Origin of the sequence: Ochrobactrum chromiisoli, from assembly GCF_026241335.1 — a bacterium.
Classification (GTDB): Bacteria; Pseudomonadota; Alphaproteobacteria; order Rhizobiales; family Rhizobiaceae; genus Brucella; species Brucella chromiisoli.
On sequence record NZ_JAPHAV010000006.1, the window covers coordinates 148,349 to 175,266 of the forward strand.

Genomic DNA, 26,918 nt, shown 5'->3' on the forward strand with positions numbered 1-26,918 from the left:
CTGACAGCGTTCTGTCAGGAGACAAGCGCATTGTTTTCAGCCAGCAAACGCTCGGCTGCGGCACGCGCTTCATCGGTAATGCTGGCACCGGCCAGCATACGCGCGATTTCTTCCTGCCGTTCATCAACACCAATTGAACGGATTGATGTGGACATGCGATCTTCATTGGTCGCTGATTTCGCAATGAGGAAATGGGTCGATGCACGCGCGGCCACCTGTGGTGCATGGGTCACGGAAAGCACCTGCACGCGCGATGATAACCGCGCCAGACGCTGCCCAATTGCATCGGCAACCGCACCGCCCACACCCGTATCAATTTCGTCAAACACAAGCGTCGGAGCCGAACCGCGATCAGCCAATGCCACTTTGAGCGCCAGCAGGAAGCGCGAAAGCTCACCACCCGATGCAACCTTCATCATCGGGCCTGCACGTGTGCCCGGATTGGTGCGAACCCAATATTCGACCGTATCAATACCTTCCGCCGCCCGTGCCTTGGTGTCGGTTGTCATTTCAACGATAAACTCGGCACGTTCCAGCTTCAATGCCGGAAGTTCGGCCATGACTGCCGCTTTGAGATGTTCAGCAGTGTCCTTGCGACGCTCTGACAAGACCTTCGCAGCAGCATCATAGGCTGCACGTGTTTCTGTGGCCTGTGCTTCCAGCTGGGTCAGCTTTTCTGCACCGGCATCAAGATCAGCAAGATCAGCATCCATCTTATCGCGCAGTGCGGGTAAACCCTCAACAGACACCGAATATTTGCGGGCGGCGGCTCTGAGCGCAAATAGCCGTTCTTCGACCTGTTCAAGCACCCGAGGATCAAAATCGATTTCTCGCATGGCGTGATCAATGCCGTCCTGCGCAAGCGCCAGGCTATTGAGCGCTTCATCTATCGCCTTGCAGACTGGCTCAAGCAGATGCGGCGCTTCCGGAATTTTACGCTCCAGACGGCGCACAAGGCTTGCCAGTGTCGGCACCGGCGAACCGTTACCCGACAGAAGCTCGCCTGCTTCGTTCACGTCGCCTGCAATCTTTTCCGACTTCATCATGATCGCGCGGCGCTCGGCAAGGTCGTCTTCCTCGCCCGGCTGCGGATCGAGCTTGGTCAGTTCTTCAACCGATGAACGCAGATAGTCGCCTTCGCGCTCGGCCTGCTCAACACGCGCACGATGCTTCGACAAAGCATTTTCGGCATCGCGCCACGCTTTGTAGCGCTCGCGAACAGCAACAGCCTCAGCATCAAGACCACCAAAAGCATCCAGCAATGTACGATGAAGATCGGTATCGATCAGCGCACGGTCGTCATGCTGACCATGGATTTCCACCAGCCGTTTGCCAAGCTCGCGCAACAGTGCAACGCTTGCCGCCTGATCATTGATGAAAACGCGTGTGCGGCCGTCCCCCATCTGAAGACGGCGCAGGATGACGTCACCGTCATCATCAAAACCATTTTCGCTAAGGAACTTGCGGGCGGGATGCCCAACCGGCACATCGAATACGGCAGTTACCTGCCCCTGATCAGCGCCGTGACGCACCAGAGAAGCGTCGCCGCGTGCACCAAGGGCAAGCGACAACGAATCAAGCAGAATCGATTTACCAGCGCCGGTCTCGCCCGTAAGCACGGACAAGCCGGTCTTGAACTCGATGTCGAGCCTTTCAATCAGAACAATATCGCGGATCGACAGGTGCGACAGCATGCAGGTATCGGCTTAATTGCCGCCTGTGATCAGCGACGAAGCCTTGGCCAGCCACGAACCACCGTTTTCGCGCGGCTCAAGACCGCCGCTCTGCAGAAGCTTGTAGCTATCCTTATACCAACGGCTGTCCGGGAAGTTCTTGCCAAGCACCGACGCTGCCATCTGCGCTTCCGACGTCAGACCAAGCGCATAATAGGCTTCGACCAGACGAGCCAGTGCTTCTTCGACCTGACGAGTGTTGGAATATTCCTCAACCACCAGACGGAAGCGCTTGATTGCAGCAAGATATTCCTTGCGCTCAAGATAATAGCGACCGACCTGCATTTCCTTACCAGCAAGCTGATCGCGGGCAACGCGGATCTTGGTCTTCGCGTCATCCACATATTCGGAATTCGGAAAACGATCGACCACTTCCTGCATCGCAGCAATGGCACGGCGGCTTGCAGCCTGATCGCGTGTCACGTCAGGGATCTGACGGAAATAGCTCAAACCAATAATGTAATAGGCATAAGCCGATTCAGGCGATGTCGGGTAAAGCGTGTTGTAACGCTTGGCCATGCTGATCGCTTCTTCATAATTACCCTGACGGTAATTGGTGAAGGCAGCCATAACGAGCGATTTACGCGCCCATTCAGTATAAGGGTGCTGACGATCAACCGCCGCAAACTTCTTTGCAGCTTCGCCAAGTCGTCCTGCATCAAGGTTTGCGAGGCCTTCATTATAAAGCTTATCCGCCGGATCGATCGTTTCCACATATTTGGTCAGATCAATATCGTCGTTTTTGCTGGCACATCCCGCAAGCGGAACAAAAACGGCAAGAGCGCTGGCAATCAGCGCGGTTTTCGTCTTCACCGGGAAATTCGAACTCGTCATGCGGTCTCCGGCCATCTGGCAACGTCTTTTCTGTCTGGAGCAACGTAAACATGTGCGTTCACGATTTTCTCCATTCTTCCCAATACATCAGCATCAGCACATAGGTAAACATAGCCGAGGCTGTTTTGGCAGTTCATAAACCACATGCTGGCGAAATCGGCAATCGTCTAGCTGATCAATCGTCAGAAATTGGCCTTAAACTACGGTCTGAAACTGTATCTATGCAAACCAATGGCTTTATCCTCACCAAATACGGAGGCTTGGCTGTCAGTTCATCATGAGTCTAACGACTCAACAGAAGAAAACCCGTCGATCACGGCCCAATTATGGCCATGAACGCCGACCTGCTCCACATGAGTTTCAAAGCGCCCAGGGTGCGGCAATATTAGGCTGAAGTGCAACCATATCCGAGCTGTCAGCATTGCGACGCACGCCACTGGCCTCAACAATATCGTAATTTGACTTATCGGCCAGAAGGGCCTTCACCGTCTCCGCATTCAATCGGTGCCCGCCACGATACGAGCGGAAGCAACCAATAAAAGGCAGGCCGGCCAGCGCCAGATCACCCACCGCGTCCAGCGTCTTATGGCGCACGAACTCATCCGTAAAACGCAAACCACCCGGATTGATAACCGAATTGTCGTCGCCAATGACAAGTGAATTGTCGAGCGACGATCCAAGTGCAAGACCAGCCGCCCACAACCGCTCGACATCTTTCATAAAGCCAAATGTACGTGCGGTGGATATGTCTTTTCTAAATATCACTTCATTGATATCGTTGGCATATTTCTGACGCCCGATCAGCGGACATTCAAAATCGATCTCGACTTCGTAGCGCGTACCCGAATAGGGCTGAAATTCACCCCACGAACCGCCAGCTTCGACGCGCACGGTTTTCAGAATGCGGATAAACCGGCGCTTGGCTTCCTGCGTGACAATACCTGCCTCATCGAATGCATCGATAAAACGCGCCGACGTGCCATCAAGAATAGGCACTTCCGGGCCTTCAACTTCAACAATCATGTTGTCGATGCCAAGGGCTGCTATCGCTGCCATCAAATGCTCGACGGTATTGATTCTCGCCTCTTTTGGTCCAAGAGCCGTACAGAGATCCGTCGCGCCGATTTCGGATGCATGCGCACGTATTGCGGGCGCTTCCTCGATGTCGGAGCGCTGAAATATAATTCCTGTGTTGGCGTCGGCTGGAACGAATGTCACCGATGCATGTGCGCCACCATGGACGCCCACACCGGACAAAGTCAGCACACGACCAATTGTCTTTTGATAAACGCTCAAAACAGGTCCAATCTATTCTTCATAAGTGCAGTCTGCTTAACCACAATCCAGCAGACCACCAGCCTCGCATCTTGACGCCGCTGGCTTCCGTCATGCTCTCTTTAATATAAAGAGATATGGCAAAATTAGTGGCAGATACACATAAGCAACCCGCATCTTTATACGAATTTATTGTCTATAAATAATGAGTGCCTCCTGGCATTCAAAATCACGCTTTCTTACAAAATTTAACGTATACCCCCAACAAAAAAGCCGCAGGATATATCCTGCGGCTTTGATTTTTAACACGGGGTCAGATGATCAGTTCGACTGACGGCGCAGGAATGCCGGAATTTCGAGCTGGTCTTCTTCCGAAGCAGCACGTGGCTGCGGACGGCCCTGATCGTCAAGCTGGCCACGACGTGGCGCATAGATTGACGCATCCTGCTGCATTGGGCGGCGCTGTTCTGGCTGGCGCATTGCAGGTTCACGATGCGCTGGTTCCAAACGTGCAGCTGGCTGCTCTTCTTCACGGCGCGTCAGACCACGGGTCAGGCGGGAAAGCAGACCCATTGGGCCGCGTTCTTCATGGACAGGCTGCTGCGGCGCTGCACGGCGTGCATTGATTTCAGCCTGTGCTACAGGCGGGAAATCCGAAACAGCTGGCATGCGTGGAGCAGGACGTGGCTCGCGAACAGGCTCTGAATGCATCTGCTGTGGCTGCTGATAAGCCTGTGGCTGCATAGCCTGAGCCGTTGCCTGATTGTTCATCATCTGCGGCTGTGGAGCGGCTGGACGTGCAACAGGTGCGCGCTCGAAGCTGTCAGCGGCTGGCGCCTGGAAAATGCGGCTCTGCGGACGGAATTCAGGAGCTGCCGAAGCTGCTGGAGCAGCAGGCGTTGCCGGAATTTCGTTTTCAATCGACTGAGCCGCAGGCTCGGCCTGGCGTGGCTGTTCAACAACCGGAGGACGCAGAGCGCCGTGCGGAGCCATCGGCTTGGTCTGGGCAGCAGGCTTTACCGGTTGGCGAAATTCCAGCGGCGCAGGCGCCGCATCTCCAATCTGCTTGTCGATGCCAGTCGCAACAACGGATACACGGATGACGCCTTCGAGGCCTTCATCAAAGGTGGCGCCAAGAATGATGTTGGCTTCTGGATCAACTTCTTCGCGGATACGGGTTGCAGCTTCATCGACTTCAAACAGCGTCATGTCGCGGCCACCGGTGATCGAGATCAGAAGACCCTTCGCACCGCGCATCGAGGTTTCATCAAGCAGCGGATTGGCAATTGCAGCTTCAGCAGCAGCCATCGCACGGCCTTCGCCTGACGCTTCGCCTGTACCCATCATCGCCTTGCCCATTTCGCGCATGACCGAGCGAACGTCAGCAAAGTCGAGGTTGATAAGACCTTCCTTGACCATCAGATCGGTGATGCAGGCAACACCCGAATAAAGCACCTGATCAGCCATTGCGAACGCATCGGCGAAAGTGGTCTTGTCATTGGCAATGCGGAAGAGGTTCTGGTTTGGAATGACGATCAGTGTATCAACATTCTTCTGCAGTTCTTCGATGCCCAGCTCAGCCGTCTTCATGCGGCGAGCACCTTCGAAATGGAAAGGCTTGGTAACAACGCCAACGGTGAGGATACCGCGTTCGCGTGCAGCGCGTGCCACAACAGGAGCAGCACCCGTGCCGGTACCGCCGCCCATACCAGCAGTAACAAAGCACATATGTGTGCCATTGAGGTGATCGACGATTTCGTCAATGCACTCTTCAGCAGCCGCACGACCAACTTCCGGCTGCGAGCCAGCGCCCAGACCTTCGGTGACAGCTGCACCAAGCTGGATCATGCGTTCGGACTTCGACATCGTCAAAGCCTGCGCGTCAGTGTTGGCCACAACAAAATCCACACCGCGCAGACCGGCATTGATCATGTTGTTGACCGCATTGCCGCCGCCGCCGCCAACACCAAATACGGTGATGCGAGGCTTGAGCTCGGTGATGTCCGGCTTTTGCAAATTAATGGTCATGGTTCTCGTTCCTCTTAAGCCTCTCACCGCTTCGCCGCCGCGGTGCTAATTGGTTATTACGCTGATGGTTACGCCCACATCACGCAATCAAATCACTCAATGTGTACTCAAAAACTCTCTTTCAGCCATTGGCTGACACGTTGAATTCGCCCCCCCGTACCGGTCATAAGACCGGAGGAAGCTGCTTTCACCGACCGCTCTTCAATACCTGCCACCTGGGGGTAAATCAGAAGCCCAACGGTCGCGGAGAAAGCCGCACCCTTAGCCGCCTCTGGCAATCCTGCTATGCCTAGCGGACGCCCGATGCGTACATTCCTTGCAAGAATCCGCCTGGCAGCTTCCGGCATTCCCGGCAACTGGCTTGCGCCACCGGTCAACACCACACGCTTACCAACAATATGGCCGAGGCCCGACTGGTTCAGCCTGTCGCGAACCAGTTCCAGCGTTTCTTCCACACGTGCACGGATGATCCGCGTCAAAACCGAACGCGGATATTGATTGGGTACATCACGCTCGTCATCGCCAATGGGCGGCACCGAGATGAGATCGCGGTCGTCAGCTGCACTTGGCAGCGCCGAACCATACATAACCTTGAGACGTTCAGCATCTTCCATACGCGTAGAGAAGCCGCGCGCCACGTCCATCGTGACATGCGATCCACCGATAGCGACAGCATCAGCGTGAATGAACTTGCCTTCGGAGAACACGGAGATCGTTGTTGTGCCGCCGCCCATATCGATGCAGGCCGCACCCATTTCCGCTTCATCACCCACGAGAGCGGCAAGACCGCTCGCATAAGGCGTGGCAACGATTGCTTCAACGGAAAGATGGCAACGATTGACGCAAAGCTCAAGATTACGCAAGGGTGCTGCATCAGCCGTCAACACATGCATATCAACGCCAAGGCTGTCACCCAGCATGCCAAGCGGATCGCGAATGCCGCGTTCTCCGTCAAGCGTGTAACCGACGGGCAGCGAATGCACGAGGTGGCGTTCGGCAGCAAGCGCCTGCTTGGCGCCAGCGGCCAGCACGCGGCGAATGTCAGTCTGCTCAACTTCATGACCGCCAAGATTAACGCTTGCGGTAAAGGTTTCGCTCTTGAGACGTCCTGCGGAAATATTGACGATCAGACTGTCGACGGTCAAACCGGCCATACGTTCAGCAGCATCAACCGCAAGGCGGATCGACTGTTCTGCGGCATCAAGATCGATAATGACACCGGACTTCACACCGCGCGAACGCTGATGACCAATGCCAAGAACTTCCATGCGATGCGTGCGCCCCGGAAGAAGCACACCGCTTTCATGCGGACGCAAGCGTGCAATCACGCAAGAGACCTTGCTTGAACCAACATCCAGAACGGTCAGTAGGCGCACCTTGCGCCCTGCCCCTCCAGCCTGTGTTGAACTTTTTCCGCCAAGAATACTCATACGCGCTTCCCCGTGCGGGCTAATTCTTTCTTACGATCAGCCAAGAACTTCTGGCGCTGCTCCATACCGCTTGCCGTCAACTGAACCGTAACACGATCATCAAGACGCATATCGACCGATGCGATATCGCGGGACAGAAGATGTTTTTCCCCATCAAGGCGTTCAATTTCCGCAAGAGCCTTCATCGGCTCATCTTCCGGCAGCATGATGCGAACGCCGTTTTCCAGCAGCAAATCCCACCGACGATCCGCAACCCGGATATAGGCCCGAACCTTGGAAGCCAAAGCAGGATAAGCCGCAACCTCGTCCACAAAACCCTTAACGCGCTTTTCAGCGCCTTCACCCACCACAAGCGGGAGAGCATTGTAACGACCCGGACGGAATGGAACGATTGTGTCGCCCGCCGAATCAATCAGCGAAAGCTCCTGACCATTCTGCCAGACGGCGAAGGCCTTGCGCTCTTCCAACGAAACCAGCAGCGTGCCCGGATAAACCTTGCGCACTTCAGCGCTCTCAACCCAAGGCAGCTTGGCAATCGCCTGACGCGCACTTTCCGCACTCAGGCCGATCAAAGAGGTCTCGCCGTCCAGTTCAAGCTGACCCAGAATATCAATATCTGACGTTTCGCTGTTACCAACGACCTTCACGTTTTCAATAGCAAAACCGAAAGTCGAAGCAGTCGCCTTGACCATATTCTCGGAATGTCCACCAAGCACCATGCCATAGATGCCGGTTGCACCAAGAAAGCTGAGCATACCAATCGTACCGGCATAACGCGGAACATTAATATTACCCTGAAACATACGGACAGCAAAGCGGAACGGCTTGCGCAGAAAGCGCGGCAGAACAAAGGCCGCACCCGATGCATCCCGCATCGCGCCCGAACGCCTGTATTCATGTGATCTGCCGTTTAACGCAAACAAGACGCGTCCTCCACCATCCAACTCAACAATTCACCAAAAGAGATACCTGCCGTCTTCGCGATGTCAGGTACGAGCGAGGTAGGAGTCATGCCCGGCTGAGTATTCACTTCCAGCCAGATAACTTCGCCTTCTTCAGAAAAACGATCATCGAAACGGAAGTCTGATCTGCTTACGCCCCGACACCCGATTGCCCGATGCGCCGTAAGGGCCATTGTTTGTATTTTTTGGTAAATATTTGGTAAAATTTTTGCCGGACATACGTGAGTTGATGCGCCAGGCACGTATTTTGAATCAAAATCGTAGAACTGATGCCCCACCGGAATGATCTCGCAGACATCCATCACGCGATCACCCATCACCGCGCAGGTCAACTCACGGCCGGGGATGTATTTTTCAACCAGAACTTCGGCACCATAATTCCATTCGGCAGAGCCGATGATCTGCGGCGCATGCGTCTGGTCTTCCTTGACGATAACAACACCGAAGCTGGAGCCTTCACGCACAGGCTTGACGACGTAAGGAGGCTGCATAGGGTGCTCGGAACCAATATCAAAACGGTTCATGAGACGCGAAGGCGCAACCGTGACGCCGGCCGCAGCAGCAACCTTTTTGGCGCGATCCTTGTCCATGGCAAGCGCTGAAGCCAACACGCCAGAATGCGTGTAAGGAATTTGAAGATATTCAAGAATCCCCTGAATAGTACCGTCTTCACCAAACGGACCATGCAGCGCATTAAACACCACGTCAGGCTTCAATTCAGCAAGAACGCTTGCAACATTACGATCAACATCAATGCGCGTGACGCGATAGCCGCATTCTTCGAGGGTCGCAGCACAGGCAATACCCGACGAAAGACTGACCGGACGCTCTGATGAGAAACCGCCCATCAAAACGGCAACATGCTTTACAGCCTTCTGTCCAGCCATGTCAGTCATCCCCTCTGCGCATTCCCTGCGCTCGAATCAAAAATAGAATCAGGATAGCCCACCCACATTACGCAGCAGACACCCAAGTCAGGAAAAACCCTGACGAATCAAATCACTGTACGGTTAACCATAAAGAATCAGAGAGTTGATTCCGTGGCAAGCCCCTATCAAAAGGGGAGCACGTTTCGAATCACTCAATAAGCACAAAAAAGCCCGGAATTTCAGTGGGAAATCCGGGCTTCTTAAGAATGGACTTTTTATAAGAATTCTTTCACTTCCCGCCCTTCGCGGAACAAGCCGAGCCGCTTAATCTCCCAATGAAGGCGAATGCCTGAATTCTCATAAACTTTAGCGCGAACTGTCTCGCCAAGCGTTTCAAGGTCATATCCGGTAGCGTCGCCGGTATTGATCATGAAGTTGCAATGCATCTCTGACATCTGCGCGCCACCCACGCGCAAGCCACGGCAACCAGCTTTATCAATTTCCTTCCACGCAGACGTGCCTTCAGGATTCTTGAAAGTTGAACCGCCCGTTTTTTCGCGCACAGGCTGCACCGTTTCGCGGTGATTCTGCACCGCATCCATAGCCTTCTGAATTTCGTCGCGGTCGCCCGGAATACCTTCAAACAGAGCCGAGGTGAAAATCAGCTCAGGCGATGCCGAGGAATAGCGATAGGCGTAGCCCATATCGGCGTTGGACAGGATATGCAGTTCACCCTTGCGATCCAGCGCACGCACTTCAACCACACGCTCGCGCGTTTCAACCCCATTGGCACCGGCATTCATGCGCAGAGCACCACCAATGCCACCGGGAATGCCATGGTAGAAGTGAAAGCCGCTGAGCCCCGCTTCAAGTGCTGCCGCTGCCACACGTTTATCCGGCGTCGCGGTCCCTGCTCTCAACTGTGTTTGCGAAACCTGCTCGACATGACCAAACCCCTTGGCAGACAGACGCACGACAAAGCCCGGGATTCCACCGTCACGCACCAAGAGATTGGAACCGATACCCACAACCAGAAGGGGAATCTCTTCCGGCACAGCCTTCAAAAATTCAGACAAATCTTCTTCATCAGCAGGCTGAAACAGAACCTGTGCAGGACCGCCGGCACGGAACCATGTAATCTTATCCATACCAGCATCCGGCGTCAGCTTGCCACGCAGTCCCGACAGCCTTCCATCAAGCTTCTTGAGAAGCGCCTCGCCGCTTTCCATTACTTTTTACCCTGTTCAGCCAGCTCTTTCGGCAATGCATAAGCCCATTGCGTGATACTGCCTGCACCCAGACAGACCACGAAATCCCCAGGTTCAGCAATCGATGCGACCAGTGGCGCCAAGGTTTCCGGCCCGCTTGCAAAACGCGCATCGCGATGCCCTGCCGTTTTGATACGAGAAACCAGCATTTCCGAATTCACACCCTCAATCGGGTCCTCACCTGCTGTATAAACCGGCATTACGATAACAGTGTCAGCATCATTAAAGCACGCTGCAAACTCATCAAACAGGCTATGCAAGCGCGTGTAGCGATGCGGCTGAACAATACCGATCACACGACCCTTGGTTGCTTCACGCGCAGCCTTCAGCACCGCGCGGATTTCAACCGGATGATGGCCATAGTCGTCGAAAATCTCAACGCCATTCCACGATCCCGTATGGGTGAAGCGACGCTTGACGCCACCAAATGCCCCAAGTCCACGACGAATATCGTCTGCCGAAATACCCAACTCATGTGCGACAGCAATCGCAGCCGTCGCATTGGAAACATTGTGCAGACCCGGCATTGGCAAGCGCAGATCCTTGATCTCGGTTGTTTCGCCCTTGCGCGAACGGATCAGGACGTCAAACAGGCTGACAGCGCCGTCCATGCGATGATTGACAAAACGCACATCAGCCTGCGGGTTCTGCCCATAAGTCACAATGCGACGATCTTCGATGCGGCTGACCAGAGCCTGCACTTCAGGATGATCAAGGCACATCACGCCAAACCCATAAAACGGCACATTCTCAACGAACTGCGCAAAAGCCGCGCGCACATTGTCGAAATTGCCATAGTGATCCAGATGTTCCGGATCGATATTGGTCACAACCGCAATATCGGCAGGCAGCTTAAGGAAGGTGCCATCGCTTTCATCGGCTTCAACAACCATCCAGTCGCCGTCCCCCATGCGTGCATTGGTGCCGTAAGCATTGATGATGCCGCCATTGATAACCGTCGGATCAAGATGACCAGCATCAAGCAGCGCTGCGACCATCGACGTGGTCGTGGTCTTGCCGTGCGTGCCGCCAATGGCAACCGCACGACGAAAGCGCATCAGCTCGGCCAGCATTTCCGCACGGCGAACGATCGGCAAAAGCTTTTCGCGCGCACTCACAAGTTCAGGATTGTTTTTGCGGATCGCCGTCGAGACAACGATGACTTCGGCATCGCCAAGGTTCTCGGCCTTGTGACCGACAAAGACTTCAATGCCCTTCTCGCGCAGACGCTGCACATTGGCGCTGTCCGACTGATCCGAACCCTGAACCTTATAGCCGAGATTGTGCAGCACTTCCGCAATGCCGCTCATGCCAATGCCGCCGATCCCGATAAAATGGACAAGCCCGATATTCAGCGGCATTTTCATGGCCGAGTTCCTTCTTTGAATTCCTGAACAGATTTACCTGCTGCAATAGCCTCTGCAAGATCGGCAAGCAACTGCGTGGCATCCGGCTTACCAACGCTTTTTGCCGCTTTTGCCTGCTGTTCGAGCCTTTCAGGCGCATTCATGGCTGAACAGATGATTTCGGCGAGCCGCTGCGGTGTAAGCTCTGCCTGACGCACGACCTCGCAACCTCCTGCCGCAGCAAGGGCCGCCGCATTCGCAGCCTGATCATGATCAAGCGCATGCGGAAACGGCACCAGCATGGCCGGACGGCCAATCGCCGCAATTTCTGAAACGGTGGATGCGCCTGAGCGCGAAATCACAAAATGCGCATCTGCAATGCGCGCGGGCATGTCGTTGAAAAAGGGTGCCACATCGGCTGGAATTTTCAGCCTCTGATAGGCAGCACGGACGGATGCCTCGTCCTCTTTACGCGCCTGTTGTGTAATCAGCAGCCGTGCGCGTTCGCTCTCCGGCATAAGCGCAATTGCTTCGGGAATAGCATTTGAGAAAAACTGCGCACCCTGACTACCACCGAATACCAGAAGGCGAAAACGCTGCCCCTCTTTGGCTGGCTTATAAGACGTGTTGGCAGCCGCAAGCACAGGCGGGCGAACCGGATTGCCGGTCGCAACGATCTTGTCAGAAAAAGCACCGCTTGTTTCTGGCAGGAACCCACCAGCAATCGCTTTCACGCGCGAAGCCAGTCCCTTATTGGCTCGGCCCATGACAGCGTTCTGCTCATGGACAAGCGTCGGAATGCCCATATTGCCTGCTGCATAAAGCGGCGGCAATGTCGGATAGCCACCAAAGCCTGCGACAAGCTTCGGCTTGAGGCGACGAAACAATTTGCGGCTGTCGAGATTACCCTGCCACAACGACCACAATGTGCGTGCCAGCGCAATTGGATTGCGTCCGGCGATGGTGGCAGAGCGGATCACGTGCACATGGTCCTCTGCAAAGGCACCGGCAAAACGCTGCGCCCGTGCATCGGTCGCCAGATGCACGTCCCATCCGCGAGACTTCAATTCGTGCGCCAGCGCTTCAGCTGGAAACAGATGACCGCCCGTTCCCCCGGCGGCCAATACGATTACGCCTTTTCCCATAATCCCCTCACAAAGCCGGAATGCGCTCGCCCATACCAACCGTATGCGTCATGCGCGCTTCCGGGCGACGACGGGTCAGCGCCAGCAAAATGCCCATCGTGATTGCAATAGCGACCAGCGAGGAACCACCATAAGAAATGAATGGAAGCGTCATGCCCTTGGCAGGCATCAGATGCAGATTAACGGCCATGTTAATAATCGACTGGAAGCCGAACAGAATCACGATGCCCGACACAGCCAGACGTGTGAATGCGTCACGCTCGCGAAGCGCAATCGAAAGCCCGCGGATCACGATAAAAGCGAAAAGCGCCATGATGATCATGCAGAGAATGATGCCATATTCTTCTGCGGCAACTGAAAAGATAAAATCGGTGTGACTGTCTGGAATACTGCGCTTGACGATGCCTTCACCCGGCCCCTGGCCGAACCAGCCACCGCGCAAAAGAGCCTCACGCCCCATATCCACCTGAAACGTATCACCTTCACCCGTCATAAAGCGATTAACACGGCCCGCAACGTGATCCAGTGTCATATAGGCACCGAAAGCACCGACCGCTGCAATACCGCCAAGGACCAGAATCCACAGCATCGGCAGACCGGCGAGGAAGAACATTGCGCCCCATGTGCCGGTGGTAAGCATGGTCTGACCAAAGTCGGGCTGCAACATCAACAATCCGGCCGTCACACAAAACAGCATCATCGCCAGAAAATAGCCCGGCATCTCACCACCGCGTTCACGCTCGGAGAAAAGCCAGGCGCAGATGACCACAAAGGCTGGCTTCATGAATTCAGACGGCTGAATAGACAAGCCTGCAAGGCTCACCCATCGACGCGCACCCTTGATCTCGATACCCACAAAAAGTGCGGCCGCCATCAAAAACAGCGACACACAAAGCAGCACCAGCGCAAAGCGCCGGATCTGGCGTGGTGTCAAAAACGACACGCCAATCATCACAATCAGAGCCGGGATCATGAAGAAGATCTGACGCTCAACAAAATGGAAGCTGTTAAGGCCAATGCGCTGTGCAACGGCAGGACTTGCCGCAAAGGACAACAGCACACCAAGCCCCATCAGAGCCAGACATGCAGCCAGAAAGTAACGGTCGATTGTCCACCACCAGTTGGCGACAGGACCACGGTCAACGCGACTTACCATCAGCTTTCCCTTCCAATTGGTTCAATACCGGGGAGCGTGAGAACGGTGGTGCGGAATGCATCACCACGTTTTTCAAAATTCTGAAACTGATCAAAGCTTGCACAAGCCGGTGAAAGCAGAACCACGGGTTCGCTTGCCGCATCATTGCCTGCATCGCGCGCGGCGTGCTCAACCGCAACAGCCAGCGTGTCGGAAATCTCAAATGGCACGGCGTCGCCCAGCGTCGCAGCAAACTGTGCTGCCGCTTCACCAATCAGATAGGCTTTTGTTATACGCGGAAAGAATTCCGACAAAGCGCTGATACCGCCAGCCTTGGGCACACCGCCGGCGATCCAGTAAATATGATCAGCAAAAGACGACAACGCCGGAGCTGTCGCCTCCGCATTGGTCGCCTTTGAATCATTGACGAACAGAACCTTGCCGCGATGGCCAACCTGTTCCATGCGATGCGCAAGACCCGGAAAAGTTTTCAAACCCGCACGAATTTCTTCAATTGATAGGCCCACCGACAAACAGGCCGCAATTGCAGCCAACGCGTTCTGCGCATTATGCGCGCCGCGCAAAGAGCCAATGCCTTCAAGGGAAGCCAGTTCTTCGGCTTTGCCATTTGTGGCACAATAAAGCTTTGCGCCTTCGGCGAAGCTTCCGTTTTCAAGCCGCTTATCCTTGGAGATCCTTGCAACGTTTACGCTGCTGCTTTCAAGACGATCTGCGATACCCGCACAATATGCATCATCCACGCCGATGATTGCCACGCCGCTATTCGCAACCAGCCGTTCTTTGATAGCGGCATAGTTTTCCATCGAGCCGTGGCGATCAAGATGATCCGGCGTCAGGTTCAGCAGAATACCGGCAGTCGGGTTCAGCGATGGTGCGAGATCAATCTGATAAGACGAGCACTCAACCACATAGAAACGGCCTGGCGCAGGCGCTTCCAATGTGAGGATTGCTGTACCGATATTGCCGCCGAGTTGCATGTCGCGGCCTGAAGCCTTGATGATATGGGCAATCAGTGCGGTTGTGGTGGATTTGCCGTTTGTGCCGGTGATGGCGATAAACGGACAATCGGGTGCAATATGATTGCGCTCGCGAACAAAGAGTTCGACATCACCAATAATTTCAACGCCATTTGCACGAGCCAGATCAACGCTCCAATGTGGCTTCGGATGGGTCAGCGGCACGCCGGGTGAAAGCACAAAGGCAGCGAACTGTGACCAGTCCGCCTGCCTCAAATCCCCCGTCGCAATGCCTGCGCTCTGCGCACGTGCCACACTGTCGGGATTATCGTCCCAGGCAATGATCTTCGCACCACCGGCAACGATTGCCTTGGCGGTGGCGATGCCCGACCCGCCCAGTCCGAAGAGGGCGATAGTCTTGTCTTTAAGGGCGGTGATCGGGATCATTCTGTTTGCCTTATCTCAGCTTCAATGTGGAAAGGCCGATCATGGCAAGGATAATTGCCACGATCCAGAAACGAATCACGACCTGACTTTCTGTCCAGCCCTTCTTTTCAAAATGATGATGAATCGGGGCCATCAGGAACACGCGCTTGCCAGTGAGCTTGAACGAACCAACCTGAATAATGACCGAAAGTGCCTCCATGACAAAGAGGCCGCCAATGATGGCAAGAACGATTTCGTGCTTGGTCGCAACAGCAACCGTACCAAGCATACCGCCCAATGCCAGCGAGCCGGTATCACCCATGAAGATTGCAGCCGGAGGCGCATTGAACCAGAGAAAGCCAAGCCCGGCGCCGATAACAGCACCAAGCACCACGGCCAGCTCGCCCGTACCCGGAACAAAATGGATCTGAAGGTAATCGGCAAAGATCGCATTACCCGAAAGATAGGCGATGAAGCCAAAAGATGCAGCCGCGACCATCACAGGCACGATAGCAAGACCATCAAGACCGTCAGTCAGGTTCACCGCATTGCCAGCGCCAACCATGACAAAGGCTGCCAATGGAATGAAGAACCAGCCAAGATTAAGCACAAACTGCTTCACAAACGGAAATGTCAGCGACGAGGAGAATGGCTCCTGCCCTGCCCGCATGATGATGAAGGCTGCAACGGCTGCAATCAGGAACTCGATAGCCAGACGTGATTTGCCGGAAAAACCTTTGTCCGACTGCTTCGTAACTTTCAGATAATCGTCATAAAAGCCGATGGCGCCAAAACCCACCGTAACCATCAACACAACCCAGACGTAGATACTGGAAAGGTTGGCCCACAAAAAGCAGGAGACCAAAATACCGGTCATGATCATCAGGCCGCCCATGGTAGGCGTACCGGCTTTTTTGAAATGTGTCTGAGGACCGTCAGCGCGGATCGGCTGACCTTTTCCCTGTCGCACGCGCAGCGCATTGATGATCGTGGGGCCAAAAAGGAACACGATCAACGCCGAGGTGATCATCGCGCCGCCAGTGCGGAACGTGATGTAGCGAAACACGTTAAACGGTGTCACATGCTCGGCGAAGATTGAAAGAAGCATCAACATGCGGAGAAAATTCCCTCAAAAACTGCTACTCGGCAGGCACCACTGGCGGAAACTGGCTGGTCAGCGCCTTGACGATTTTGGAGAAGCCAATCCCCTTGGATGATTTCACCATGACAACATCGCCGGGACGCACAGCCTTCGTCACCAGCGGCAACAATTCATCGGTGCTCTGCCTGTATTCGACGTGAATTTCAACCGGCAAAGCATTTTTGAGCACCGACATTTCGCGTCCGCCGATATAAACCGCGTTCACTTCTGCATCGACAATGGGACGCGCAAGATCAGCATGAAGCTTCCCGGACTGACGACCAAGCTCCAGCATATCACCAAGAACAGCGATGCGGCGTCCACGCGGTCCTTGCGGCGGGGTGGCCTGCAAAAGCGAAAGAGAAGCGCGCATCGAGGTCGGATTGGCATTGTAACTTTCATCGATCAGCGTGAAGGAACCACCGTCTGGATGTTCCAGCACATGGCGTGCACCGCGTCCGCCTTCAGCGGTCAGCGTTGCCATGGCGATGGCAACCTTGGCCATATCTGCACCAACGAGATGGGCCGCGCCAAGAACCGCAAGCATATTCTGCACAATATGCCGTCCCGGCATACCGACTTTGACGACGGCTTCTTCATCACCGATCTTCACCGTCATACAGGAGCAGGTCGGATGCATCTTCACTTCACGCAGGCGGTAGTCAGAACGGGCATTTTCACCGAAAGTCACCACATGTTCGACGCCTGCCTGCGCAGCGAGGTCTTCAAGCTGCTTGAAACGCTTGTCGTCGCGGTTGAGCAACGCATAACCGCCCGGCACAACACCTTCAAAAATCTCGGCTTTGGCTGTTGCAATTTCTTCAAGATTGGCGAAATGGCCAAGGTGGGCCGGAGCAATCAAAGTAATCAGTGCTACATGCGGACGAACCATTTTCACCAGCGGGCGAATTTCGTCATGATGGTTCATGCCGATTTCGAACACACCATAATCTGTATCGGCAGGCATACGGGCGAGCGTCAGCGGCACACCCCAGTGATTGTTAAATGACGCGACCGATGCGTGAACTTTGCCGCAATCAGCCAGCACATGACGCAATGCTTCCTTCGTCGTTGTTTTTCCCACAGACCCGGTCACAGCAATGATCTGCGCTTTGGAGCGCGCACGCGAGGCAATACCAAGCTTGATCAACGCTTCAAGGACATCATCAACCACGATCATCGGCACTTTGAGATTGCCAAGAGCAGGCAGACGGGATTCGTTGACCACCAGAAGACCAGCACCAGCAGCCATGGCCGCTGTTGCAAAGTCATGACCGTCAAACAATTCACCCTTAATTGCGAAAAACGCTTCGCCCTCTTTCAACGTGCGGCTATCAATAGAAATGCCGGTAATTCCGGCAGGCATGGTGCCAACAGGACGACCTTCCATGGCCTCGACCATATCGGCAGATGCCCAAAGCCAGTCACTCATTTCTTATTCTCCTCAAGACGTGCAGCAAGCGCTGCCGCCACTTCCGCATGATCGGAGAAAGGAAGCGTAAGGTCACCGACAATCTGGCCTTCCTCGTGGCCTTTGCCCGCAACAACCAGCGTATCGCCGGGCATCATCATCGACACAGCGGTAAAGATCGCTTCACGCCGATCACCAATTTCGGTCGCACCGGGCGCCGCAGCCATAATTTCCGAACGGATCTGTGCAGGCACTTCCGAGCGTGGATTGTCGTCAGTCACGATCGCAACATCCGCCAGACGCGCAGCGATTTCTCCCATGATCGGGCGCTTGCCCTTGTCGCGATCGCCGCCACAGCCAAACACCACGATGACGCGGCCAGTCGTGAATGGGCGCACCGATGTGAGAACATTTTCAAGTGCTTCCGGCTTATGCGCATAGTCCACATAGGCAGGAGCGCCCTCTTCCGTGGCACCAACCAGATCAAGACGGCCCGGCGCCCCTTTAAGGCGTTCAAGCGCACGCATGGCGGCTGCAACCGGAACACCTGTGACCATGGCAAGGCCAGCTGAAACAAGCGCATTGGCAACCTGAAAATCACCGGCCAACGGCAATTCAATCTCAAATATTTCATCGCCAATACGCACTTCAACGTGCTGGCGGAAGCGCTCATGCTCAACACGTTTGATGGTGATGAAATCACCCTTGCGGCCGACTGTCTTCACATCGCAACCAGCAGCTTTTGCCGCTTCTATTGCCTGGGGCGAGAACTGGTCATCTGCAAAAATGATTGCAGGCGATCCCTTTGGCAGCAAAGTGTCGAACAGGCGCATCTTGGCATGCAGATATTCTTCGATCGTCGCATGATAATCCATGTGATCGCGACCAAGATTGGTGAAAGCACCTGCGGCCAACTTCACACCATCAAGACGACGCTGATCAAGACCATGCGATGACGCTTCCATCGCGGCATGGGTCACACCTTCATCGGCCAGTTCTGCGAGCACAAGCTGCAACTCAACCGGATCCGGTGTTGTCAGCGAGTTGTAATCGCTGCGCGTTGGCGAAAATACGCCTGTGGTCCCGATATTGGCAGCCGGAAAACCCGCATAAGCCCAAATCTGGCGCGTAAACGAAGCGACAGACGTCTTGCCGCTGGTGCCTGTCACTGCAACCATGACCTCAGGTTGCTTGCCGTAAAACTGTGCGCTGGCAACCGCCAGCGCATGGCGTGGATCTTCCACATGCACAACGGGTACGGCTGCATTGCTAATAATCGTATCTTTACCGGCAATGATCGCAGCAGCGCCACGGCTGATAGCATCCGCAGCAAAAACAGCACCATCGGCCTTCACACCTTTGAGCGCGGCAAAAAGAAAACCGCGCTGCACTTTCCGGGAGTCCGACGTAACACCCGTGATTTCCAGATCACCCGCCGAACCGGAGGTAAGTTCCTTAAAAAGTGCGATGTCTTTCAACTTCATGGTCATACCAATTCCAGTTACAGTGTGCAGACGGTCAGGTTTTACATGCAATTGCACAAATCAGTCATTTGCAGAATCAGCAAAGGCCAATTCAGACTCTGCTGGCGCAAATTCGAGTCGAAAATCGGGCTTTACTCCCAAAAAAGTGGCTGAACGGCGAATAATGTCAGCCACCATTGGCGCAGCATTGAGACCGGCGGTTGCGCTATACTTGCCTTCTTCCGGTTTCGGTTCGTCGATAATCGTCAGAACGACATAGGTTGGATCGTCCATCGGAAAGGATGCAAGGAAGGCGTTGAAGCGCACATCTTTCGAATAACGGCCATGCACAACCTTTTCAGCAGTGCCGGTTTTGCCGCCAACGCGATAGCCCTGAACGGTGGCGCGCTTGCCAGAACCGCCGGGCGCTGTCGCGTTCAAACGATAGAGATAGCGCATATCGGCGGAAACCTGCGGATGGATGACCTGCTTTGCAACCTTATCGGCTTCAGCCTGGGTTCGGGTCAGGAAGGTTGGTTCAATCAGCTTGCCACCATTCATCAATGCTGCCGCACCCACTGCTGTCTGAAGCGGTGTCGTCATCATGCCGTGACCAAACGCAATGGTCATGGAGTTAACTTTCTTCCAGACGCGTGGTTCGACAGGACGGGCAACTTCTGGCAACTCCGTCTCCATGCGGTCCAGCAAACCCATTTTCTTCAAAAATGCGCGATGGCCTTCAATGCCCACAACATTGGCCTCATGACCAGAGCCAATATTGGAAGAGAAGATAAAAACCTCTGGCAGCGTCAACACACGGCCCTTACCGTGGAAGTCGCGGATCGTCTGGCGACCAATCACCAGCGGACGCGATGCATCGATGCGCGAATTAAGCGTAAATTTACCCGAGTCGAGCGCCATTGCCGTGGTGAAGCTCTTGATCGTCGAGCCCATTTCATAGGTGCCTGCCGACATACGGTTGAGGCGATCCTTATCAAGCGCATGCACGGGATTGTTCGGATCAAAATCCGGCACCGAAGCCATGGCGATCACTTCGCCGGTCTTCACGTTGAGAACGACCGCACCCGCTGCAATTGCACGATACCGTTCAACAGCCTTCACCAGCACGTCACGCATGATGTGCTGCACGCGAATATCAATGGAAAGTTTGACCGGTTCCAGCGATTGTGCCGTCGCCATACCCGCAGCGCGCAGATCGCTCAGGCCCTGACTGTCGATATATTTCTCCATGCCGGCAATGCCCTGGTTATCGACATTGACGAGGCCAAGAATATGCGAAGCGGTCGGACCACCGGGATAAAAACGACGCTTTTCGGTGCGAAAACCAATGCCCGGAACACCGAGCGCCATGATCTGGCTCTGCTGACGCGGTGTCAGGCCACGCTTGATCCAGACAAAACCCGCACCGCTCTTCAGACGACGATAGGTCGTTTCCCAATCAAGATCAGGAATGACCGTTGAAAGCAGTTCAATGGTTTCATCGGGATCGACAATCTTGCGCGGTTCGGCGAAAAGCGATGATGTTTTAATGTCAGTGGCAAGAATTTCGCCATTGCGATCCAGAATATCGGGTCGCGATGCAAGCTGATGCACTGCTGGACCGTTTGACTCCTCATCTTCGCCGCCGATCACACCAAAATAGACCAGCTTCCCACCGATCACACCATAAATGCCAACGAAGCAGACAATCGCCATCCAAAGACGATTGCGGGCACGGTTGCCGTTCTTTTTACGCGAGCCGACAAACGCCATATTGCCAGCCGGCTCCATGCCGTCATGAATGTTCTGTTTGTTCTTTTTGGAGAACCCGAGCTTCAGCCGCATGATCAGTGCCTCGCTCCATTTTTCTTGATGCTTCCTGTGGTCGTTGCGTCTGGCTTCAGAACACCGCTTGCGACCAGTTCGTCACTGCCGGAAATCAGCTTCTGAATGTCGTCCAGCTGACGCTCAGGAATATCTTCAACGCCCATAGCAAACTGTTCAGCTTCAATGGGTGCAAGTTTCAACTCGTCCGCATAAACACCAACAAGGCTCTGCAAACGGCCCGGCTGTCTCATCAATGCCCAATCCGCGCGCAACAGCGTAATCGTGTCCTTTTCGGAATCGATCTGACGCTTCAATTTTGCAATGACAGCGATCTGCCGTTCCGCATCATATTTGATGGTATAGGTGATCGTTGCTGCCACCAGCATCGCCGCTATCATGATGAGTTCAAAAGTACGCAGCACTCGTTCAACTCCGGGTCAGTTCATGCGTTTCAGGCAGCTTTGGCAGCCCGAACAGCGAAAGATCATCTTCAAGAGGCGGATTTTCAGTTCTCACACCCGCACGCAATTTTGCGGAACGGGCACGAGGATTGCGCTCTTCTTCTTCAACACTCGGCCCAACAGCCCCCTTCACCGCAGCCGTAAAGCTGGGAAGACGCACGTGGGTTTCCGGCAGATGCCGCGATCCGGCACTGCCACCGGCGCGATCTGCAAAGTAACGCTTGACCATCCGGTCTTCGAGCGAGTGGAAGGTTACGACAACCAAACGGCCACCCGGTTTAAGAACGCGTTCTGCCGCAAGCAGTGCACGCGCCAATTCACCAAGCTCGTCATTCACATAAATGCGCAGCGCCTGAAACACACGCGTTGCCGGATGAATAGGCACTTTCGGATTGCGCCCGACCAGCGCTTCAATGGCATTGGCGAGATCAAGCGTGCGTGTGAAAGGCTGCGCTTCGCGCCGCTTTTCAATCATGCGCGCGATACGCCCCGCATGGCGTTCCTCGCCAAGAAAATTAAAGATGCGCGCCAGATCACCCATCTTCAGACGGTTCACCACATCGGCAGCACTTGGCCCCTTGCGGGACATGCGCATGTCGAGCGGACCATCTTTCTGAAATGAAAACCCACGCTCAGCTTCATCGATTTGCATCGATGAGACACCAATATCAAGCACAACACCATCAACTTTCGCGCCGTCGCCCAGAACCTGCTCAACAGCCTGATCCAGCCTGGAAAACTGGCTTTCAACCAGCGTAAGCCGATCATCGAACTGCCTGACCATGGCCTGTCCGGCGTCAATCGCGGTGGGATCACGGTCGATTGCAATAACATTCGCCCCCTGCTCCAGAACGCACCGCGTGTAACCCCCTGCACCGAATGTGCCATCGACGATTATTTTGCCGGTTTCGGGCTTCAGAGCATCAATCACTTCGGAGATAAGCACCGGAACGTGACGGACCTGAGCCCCTTCGGCTTGAGATTGGTCTCCGCCGAGGCTAGCCATCATCACGGTCCTTTCCCGGGATCACGTCCCGCTATCCTGTGTTTTCTTTCGAATTCCGGCCAATTTCAGACGGCTGCCGATTTGACGGATTCGTTCAAACAGTTATCGGATATTAAGCTTAATGAACCGTTATGCTTTGCTCTGCCCAATCAAAAAACCGGAACTTATAGAAAAGTTTTGTTGCCCCGATTTCACGTGATTCAGGCATCCAAAACCGCGCTTCCGGCCTGCGGTCAATTCGTCCAATACCTAGATCGAACAATCACACTGATATGAAAACCGCTCAATGAACAGCAGTTGACGGCAAACCATACAAACGTTATTTATTGCAAATAATTCGCAATTGCATTTTGGAAACATGACGCATGGCATTTAAGATGCCCCTTCGGGGAAGTACGCCTCCCGCTCCGCAAGACGTTACATTTGAAGGCTGGCGTCGGGAACGGGGCGAAGCCTCAATGTCGGATGTCCACCGGTCAGTCCGTGTCAACCGCTCCGGCTCGAAATTTCGCCGTGCCATGGCCTTTTTCGGGCCTGGCTACCTGGTTGCTGTCGGCTATATGGACCCCGGCAACTGGGCCACTTCGCTCGCGGGCGGATCACGCTTCGGCTACACGCTTTTGTCAGTCGTGCTGCTTTCAAATCTCATGGCCGTTCTGTTGCAAGCGCTGTGTACCCGGCTTGCGGTTGCTACGGGTCGTGATCTTGCGCAGGCCTGCCGCGATGCCTATCCGCGTTTTCTCGCCTGGCCTTTGTGGTTTCTGGCAGAACTTGCCATCTGTGCCACAGACCTCGCCGAAGTGATCGGAACGGCAATCGGTCTTAATCTGCTTTTCGGTATTCCGCTGGAAATCGGTGTCATCCTGACTGCCGCCGACGTGCTTCTTGTACTCTATTTGCAGAACAAGGGCTTCCGCCGTGTCGAAGCACTGATCATCACCTTACTCGGTGTGATCGCTGTCTGCTTTCTGATCCAGATACTGATGGCACAGCCCCATTGGGGTGAGGTGATCCGCGGGTTTGCACCAACCACGGAAATCATACGCAACCCGGATATGCTTTATATAGCATTGGGCATTATCGGTGCGACGGTCATGCCACATAACCTGTATCTGCATTCAGGCATTATCCAAACCCGTGATTACGGTCACACCTTACCGGAAAAGCGGGAAGCCATTCGCTATGCGACACTCGATTCGACAATTGCACTGACCTTCGCTTTGCTGGTCAACGCATCGATCCTCATTCTTGCAGCGGCCAGCTTCAATGCGACCGGCAATACAGGCGTCGAGGATCTCGATAAGGCACACGCGTTGCTCAATCCGCTGCTCGGTTCAGCGCTTGCCCCGACGCTTTTCGCAATCGCATTGCTTTGTTGCGGGTTAAACTCGACCATCACCGCGACAATGGCTGGCCAGATCGTGATGGAAGGCTTTATCGACATCAAGCTCAAACCATGGCTGCGCCGCGCCATCACCCGCTTTGTCGCCATCGTACCAGCAGCCATCGTCACCATTATGTATGGCTCCGAAGGAACGAGCGAACTTCTGATCCTGTCGCAGGTCGTGCTCAGCTTGCAATTGCCTTTTGCGGTCATCCCGCTGGTTATGTTCACGGCAGAAAAGAAAAAAATGGGGGCGCTCACAGCGCCACGCTGGGTGACCTTGCTTGCCGCAATCACAGCAGCCATCATCGTCGTGCTGAACATGAAACTGATCTACGATTTCTTCACCGGAGCACCGATCTGAAATGGGAAGCGGCTTTCCAGCCCGGAAAGCCGCTGACTTTTTATTTGACGGCTGAATTGCCGCCATCAGCATAGAGTGCTGAACCAGTAACGAAACTTGACATCGGCCCCGCGAGAAATAACGCCGCCTGAGCAATTTCTTCGGGCTGCGCAATCCGCTTCATTGCATGCAGGCCTGCCGCCCATTCTTTCTGCGCATCGTTGCCTGCCATCGGCGTATCAACTCCGCCCGGCAAAAGCGCGTTGGCTCTGATGCCTTGGGACCCATAGTCTGCGGTGATGCCTTTCACCAATCCCATCAAGCCAGCCTTTGCAGCACCATAAAGTGCCATTCCTGGAATGCCGACACTGCTGCCGACAAAGGTTGATGTGAAAATGATTGAACCGCCGCCAGACCTGAGCATTGACGGTATCTGCGATTTTGCATCGAGAAATGCCGATGTCAGATTACCGGCGATCACATTGTTCCAATCATCAAGGCTTGCCTCTGCCATCGGTGCGACGGGACCGACAGTGCCTGCATTATTAAAGGCAATATCAAGACGGCCGAACACGTTCTGCGCTACGGCTATGAGTTTTTCATGTGTTTCAGAATGAGAAGCGTCACCCGCCACATAATACGCTTCACCACCAAGCTCTTTGATAGTATGCGCTACCGCTTCAAGCCCTAACTTGTTACGCGCATTCAAAACAACAGATGCCCCCTCAGACGCAAACAACATTGCCGCAGCACGCCCTATTCCTGATGATGCGCCAATAATGATTGCGACCTTATCTTTTAAACTCGACATAGAAACCTCCTTGATTGGGAGGCCCCGCAATAGATATGCAACACGCACACAACTATCCGTTTCCTGCGATCAAATAAAAATGTCGATTAGCGGATACGGGGAAGAAAAAGTGTCAGTCGGTCTATAAGCCGGGTTTTGTATGGCCGGACTTGCGTCCAACGTGGCAGCCATTCATCTGGGACGGATGTCGCCACCCGCCTCTTGCAACCCACCCGGACGGCAGATCCGGAAACTGATTGCCGATCCTTGCGGACCGGCGCGCCGTCCCTATTCGGTTTTGCTCCCAATGGGGTTTACCGTGCCGCCTGTGTTGCCACCGGCGCGGTGGGCTCTTACCCCACCCTTTCACCCTTACCCCGTCATCCCTGCCGCTTTGACAAGCGATACGGAAGACGGGGCGGTCTGCTTTCTGTGGCACTGTCCCTGGGGTCGCCCCCGCCGGGCGTTACCCGGCATCGTGTTTCCATGGAGCCCGGACTTTCCTCACCTGCCGCCTTTCGGCATATGACAAGCGCGGCTGCCCGACCGACTGACGGCCGCGTATATAACACGTTCGGACTAGCTGGGAACCGTGTTTCGAAAAAATCTGCACACAACAGAAAAGCCGGCAGCGAAACCGCTACCGGCTTTTCGTTCACATCATCGACCTGAAACTCAACGCGGCCGACAAAGTAAATTTAATTATTAGAGGCCAGCCATATAAGACTTAACCGAGCTGCAATATTTTGCAGAGGTCGGGTTCATGCGCTTGGCGCCATGACCGGCATTATACTTGAGGATCGTACCGCACGTCGTGCCGCCGCCAAGCTTCTGTGCCTGAGCGAGATATTTCATACCATACTGGATATTGGTCGATGGCTCATAAAGCCCCTTGGCAGAGCCGGAATAACCCAAGCTGCGCGCCGTGGAGAGTTTAATCTGCATGAGGCCGATCTCGCCAGCCTTGCCACGAACATTTGGCTGAAAATTGCTTTCATGACGCACAACGGCATGCGCAAGCGAGGACGGCACACCATAGGTCGCAGCATAACGATTGATAATCTGGGAATAAGGCTTGCCGGACTTCTCTAAAGACTGTGAAGCCGTACCGTCTGCCTTGGAGCGCTTCGCGCCTTTAGCATTCGGCGCAGAACGCCTGGTAACCACGGAAGCCTTTTTGGCTGTCTGTCTTGGCTCTGCATTCGCGGAGCGCGATTTATTTTCTGCCTTATTGGCTTCAGCCATCTTGTTCTGTGCCCGAGCCTTCAGCAGGTCCGTCAGATTGGTTGGCTCATTAAGCGGAGCACTCATCGCAGAATTAAGACCAAAAGAACTCACGGCGCCAATAAGGGCGCATACAACAACAAATTTTACTTTCATGACCTACCGTCTTGGATTGCTTATGGGCATTGCTGGTCTTGGGGGCAGCAGTGCCGTTTATTTATGATCCCGCTCACAAACTCTTGCCCGCTTATCAAAACTGGGCCCGCTCGTCACAGCCGGGAATGGCAGCTCATTTGACGGGCAAATGCAGCCGAAGATTGGTTCGGGAAGTAAAATAGTCTTACAGGTTGTAATAAACCCTGTCACAATCCGTGATGCGCGCAGCAGTAGAAAACCACCACTACCCAAAGATGCATTCGCTCTAGTTTAATGAAATTGTT

The 26,918-nt window shown here is 54.4% G+C and carries 21 protein-coding genes and 1 other RNA gene; 1 reads left to right on the plus strand and 21 read right to left on the minus strand.

All coding sequences use genetic code 11. The annotated features are described in order from the left end of the window. Positions 1–14: 14 nt before the first annotated feature. From recN to rsmH, 18 genes are all read right to left on the minus strand, one after another. Entirely contained in the window at positions 15–1,694 is a 1,680-nt protein-coding gene (gene recN, locus OPR82_RS13565) for a DNA repair protein RecN (protein ID WP_265985412.1), read from the minus strand. A gap of 12 nt (positions 1,695–1,706) precedes the next feature. Continuing rightward, positions 1,707–2,567: an outer membrane protein assembly factor BamD gene (locus OPR82_RS13570; protein WP_265985413.1), complete on the minus strand. Its 861-nt coding sequence runs from the start codon at positions 2,565–2,567 to the stop codon at positions 1,707–1,709. 360 nt (positions 2,568–2,927) lie between these two features. Next, on the minus strand, positions 2,928–3,863 hold the full coding sequence (gene lpxC, locus OPR82_RS13575) for a UDP-3-O-acyl-N-acetylglucosamine deacetylase (protein WP_265985415.1): 936 nt from the start codon (positions 3,861–3,863) through the stop codon (positions 2,928–2,930). Positions 3,864–4,163: 300 nt separating this feature from the next. Beyond that, positions 4,164–5,870: a cell division protein FtsZ gene (ftsZ, locus tag OPR82_RS13580; RefSeq protein WP_265985416.1), complete on the minus strand. Its 1,707-nt coding sequence runs from the start codon at positions 5,868–5,870 to the stop codon at positions 4,164–4,166. A 107-nt stretch (positions 5,871–5,977) separates the two neighbouring features. After that, a complete protein-coding gene (ftsA, locus tag OPR82_RS13585; protein WP_265985417.1) occupies positions 5,978–7,300 on the minus strand; it encodes a cell division protein FtsA in 1,323 nt (440 codons plus the stop codon). Next, entirely contained in the window at positions 7,297–8,223 is a 927-nt protein-coding gene (locus tag OPR82_RS13590) for a cell division protein FtsQ/DivIB (RefSeq protein ID WP_265985419.1), read from the minus strand. The genes ftsA and OPR82_RS13590 overlap by 4 nt, the downstream gene beginning before the upstream one ends. Next, positions 8,211–9,149 carry a D-alanine--D-alanine ligase gene (locus tag OPR82_RS13595; RefSeq protein WP_265985420.1) on the minus strand — a complete coding sequence of 313 codons (939 nt, stop codon included), beginning with the start codon at positions 9,147–9,149 and terminating at the stop codon, positions 8,211–8,213. Before OPR82_RS13595 ends, OPR82_RS13590 begins: the two co-directional genes overlap by 13 nt. 257 nt (positions 9,150–9,406) lie before the next feature. After that, complete coding sequence (murB, locus tag OPR82_RS13600) at positions 9,407–10,360, minus strand: UDP-N-acetylmuramate dehydrogenase (protein WP_265985421.1); 954 nt, start codon at positions 10,358–10,360, stop codon at positions 9,407–9,409. Continuing rightward, complete coding sequence (gene murC, locus OPR82_RS13605; RefSeq protein ID WP_265985422.1) at positions 10,360–11,766, minus strand: UDP-N-acetylmuramate--L-alanine ligase; 1,407 nt, start codon at positions 11,764–11,766, stop codon at positions 10,360–10,362. The genes murB and murC overlap by 1 nt, the downstream gene beginning before the upstream one ends. Further along, complete coding sequence (gene murG / locus OPR82_RS13610; RefSeq protein WP_265985423.1) at positions 11,763–12,890, minus strand: undecaprenyldiphospho-muramoylpentapeptide beta-N-acetylglucosaminyltransferase; 1,128 nt, start codon at positions 12,888–12,890, stop codon at positions 11,763–11,765. Before murG ends, murC begins: the two co-directional genes overlap by 4 nt. 7 nt (positions 12,891–12,897) lie before the next feature. After that, the gene (gene ftsW / locus OPR82_RS13615; protein ID WP_265985424.1) at positions 12,898–14,046 is read right to left on the minus strand and encodes a putative lipid II flippase FtsW; all 1,149 of its coding nucleotides are present in this window, start codon (positions 14,044–14,046) and stop codon (positions 12,898–12,900) included. Next, positions 14,046–15,449: a UDP-N-acetylmuramoyl-L-alanine--D-glutamate ligase gene (gene murD / locus OPR82_RS13620; protein WP_265985425.1), complete on the minus strand. Its 1,404-nt coding sequence runs from the start codon at positions 15,447–15,449 to the stop codon at positions 14,046–14,048. Before murD ends, ftsW begins: the two co-directional genes overlap by 1 nt. A 10-nt stretch (positions 15,450–15,459) precedes the next feature. Continuing rightward, complete coding sequence (gene mraY, locus OPR82_RS13625; RefSeq protein ID WP_265985426.1) at positions 15,460–16,542, minus strand: phospho-N-acetylmuramoyl-pentapeptide-transferase; 1,083 nt, start codon at positions 16,540–16,542, stop codon at positions 15,460–15,462. A 25-nt stretch (positions 16,543–16,567) separates the two neighbouring features. Further along, positions 16,568–18,001, minus strand: coding sequence for a UDP-N-acetylmuramoylalanyl-D-glutamyl-2,6-diaminopimelate--D-alanyl-D-alanine ligase (locus tag OPR82_RS13630; RefSeq protein ID WP_265985427.1), 1,434 nt, complete (start codon positions 17,999–18,001; stop codon positions 16,568–16,570). Beyond that, the gene (locus tag OPR82_RS13635; protein ID WP_265985428.1) at positions 17,998–19,470 is read right to left on the minus strand and encodes a UDP-N-acetylmuramoyl-L-alanyl-D-glutamate--2,6-diaminopimelate ligase; all 1,473 of its coding nucleotides are present in this window, start codon (positions 19,468–19,470) and stop codon (positions 17,998–18,000) included. Before OPR82_RS13635 ends, OPR82_RS13630 begins: the two co-directional genes overlap by 4 nt. A 54-nt stretch (positions 19,471–19,524) precedes the next feature. Beyond that, positions 19,525–21,288, minus strand: coding sequence for a peptidoglycan D,D-transpeptidase FtsI family protein (locus OPR82_RS13640; RefSeq protein ID WP_265985429.1), 1,764 nt, complete (start codon positions 21,286–21,288; stop codon positions 19,525–19,527). Between the two features lie 2 nt (positions 21,289–21,290). Then, entirely contained in the window at positions 21,291–21,692 is a 402-nt protein-coding gene (ftsL, locus tag OPR82_RS13645) for a cell division protein FtsL (protein WP_265985430.1), read from the minus strand. Between the two features lie 4 nt (positions 21,693–21,696). Further along, entirely contained in the window at positions 21,697–22,740 is a 1,044-nt protein-coding gene (gene rsmH / locus OPR82_RS13650) for a 16S rRNA (cytosine(1402)-N(4))-methyltransferase RsmH (protein ID WP_265985486.1), read from the minus strand. 374 nt (positions 22,741–23,114) lie between these two features. On the opposite strand from rsmH, the gene OPR82_RS13655 reads away from it, so the two are divergent. Further along, positions 23,115–24,485, plus strand: coding sequence for an Nramp family divalent metal transporter (locus tag OPR82_RS13655; RefSeq protein ID WP_265985487.1), 1,371 nt, complete (start codon positions 23,115–23,117; stop codon positions 24,483–24,485). A gap of 40 nt (positions 24,486–24,525) precedes the next feature. Here the strand turns inward: OPR82_RS13655 and OPR82_RS13660 are convergent, their stop codons facing one another. The 3 genes from OPR82_RS13660 to OPR82_RS13670 form a co-directional block, all read right to left on the minus strand. Further along, the gene (locus tag OPR82_RS13660) at positions 24,526–25,275 is read right to left on the minus strand and encodes an SDR family oxidoreductase (RefSeq protein ID WP_265985431.1); all 750 of its coding nucleotides are present in this window, start codon (positions 25,273–25,275) and stop codon (positions 24,526–24,528) included. A gap of 108 nt (positions 25,276–25,383) precedes the next feature. Continuing rightward, positions 25,384–25,808, minus strand: an RNA gene (gene rnpB / locus OPR82_RS13665) — RNase P RNA component class A. Positions 25,809–25,959: 151 nt separating this feature from the next. Beyond that, positions 25,960–26,634: a lytic transglycosylase domain-containing protein gene (locus tag OPR82_RS13670; protein ID WP_265985432.1), complete on the minus strand. Its 675-nt coding sequence runs from the start codon at positions 26,632–26,634 to the stop codon at positions 25,960–25,962. Between the last annotated feature and the right edge of the window lie 284 nt (positions 26,635–26,918).

What these genes read in the sequence shown, in the direction of transcription:
- murD (WP_265985425.1), bottom strand. Translation starts at nt 15,449, where the DNA reads ATGATCCCGATCACCGCCCTTAAAGACAAGACTATCGCCCTCTTCGGA.
- OPR82_RS13655 (WP_265985487.1), top strand. Translation starts at nt 23,115, where the DNA reads ATGCCCCTTCGGGGAAGTACGCCTCCCGCTCCGCAAGACGTTACATTT.
- recN (WP_265985412.1), bottom strand. Translation starts at nt 1,694, where the DNA reads ATGCTGTCGCACCTGTCGATCCGCGATATTGTTCTGATTGAAAGGCTC.
- OPR82_RS13640 (WP_265985429.1), bottom strand. Translation starts at nt 21,288, where the DNA reads ATGCGGCTGAAGCTCGGGTTCTCCAAAAAGAACAAACAGAACATTCAT.
- ftsA (WP_265985417.1), bottom strand. Translation starts at nt 7,300, where the DNA reads ATGAGTATTCTTGGCGGAAAAAGTTCAACACAGGCTGGAGGGGCAGGG.
- rsmH (WP_265985486.1), bottom strand. Translation starts at nt 22,740, where the DNA reads ATGATGGCTAGCCTCGGCGGAGACCAATCTCAAGCCGAAGGGGCTCAG.
- OPR82_RS13670 (WP_265985432.1), bottom strand. Translation starts at nt 26,634, where the DNA reads ATGAAAGTAAAATTTGTTGTTGTATGCGCCCTTATTGGCGCCGTGAGT.
- murC (WP_265985422.1), bottom strand. Translation starts at nt 11,766, where the DNA reads ATGAAAATGCCGCTGAATATCGGGCTTGTCCATTTTATCGGGATCGGC.
- OPR82_RS13660 (WP_265985431.1), bottom strand. Translation starts at nt 25,275, where the DNA reads ATGTCGAGTTTAAAAGATAAGGTCGCAATCATTATTGGCGCATCATCA.
- OPR82_RS13630 (WP_265985427.1), bottom strand. Translation starts at nt 18,001, where the DNA reads ATGAGTGACTGGCTTTGGGCATCTGCCGATATGGTCGAGGCCATGGAA.
- mraY (WP_265985426.1), bottom strand. Translation starts at nt 16,542, where the DNA reads ATGTTGATGCTTCTTTCAATCTTCGCCGAGCATGTGACACCGTTTAAC.
- OPR82_RS13635 (WP_265985428.1), bottom strand. Translation starts at nt 19,470, where the DNA reads ATGACCATGAAGTTGAAAGACATCGCACTTTTTAAGGAACTTACCTCC.
- murB (WP_265985421.1), bottom strand. Translation starts at nt 10,360, where the DNA reads ATGGAAAGCGGCGAGGCGCTTCTCAAGAAGCTTGATGGAAGGCTGTCG.
- ftsW (WP_265985424.1), bottom strand. Translation starts at nt 14,046, where the DNA reads ATGGTAAGTCGCGTTGACCGTGGTCCTGTCGCCAACTGGTGGTGGACA.
- ftsZ (WP_265985416.1), bottom strand. Translation starts at nt 5,870, where the DNA reads ATGACCATTAATTTGCAAAAGCCGGACATCACCGAGCTCAAGCCTCGC.
- OPR82_RS13595 (WP_265985420.1), bottom strand. Translation starts at nt 9,149, where the DNA reads ATGGCTGGACAGAAGGCTGTAAAGCATGTTGCCGTTTTGATGGGCGGT.
- OPR82_RS13570 (WP_265985413.1), bottom strand. Translation starts at nt 2,567, where the DNA reads ATGACGAGTTCGAATTTCCCGGTGAAGACGAAAACCGCGCTGATTGCC.
- murG (WP_265985423.1), bottom strand. Translation starts at nt 12,890, where the DNA reads ATGGGAAAAGGCGTAATCGTATTGGCCGCCGGGGGAACGGGCGGTCAT.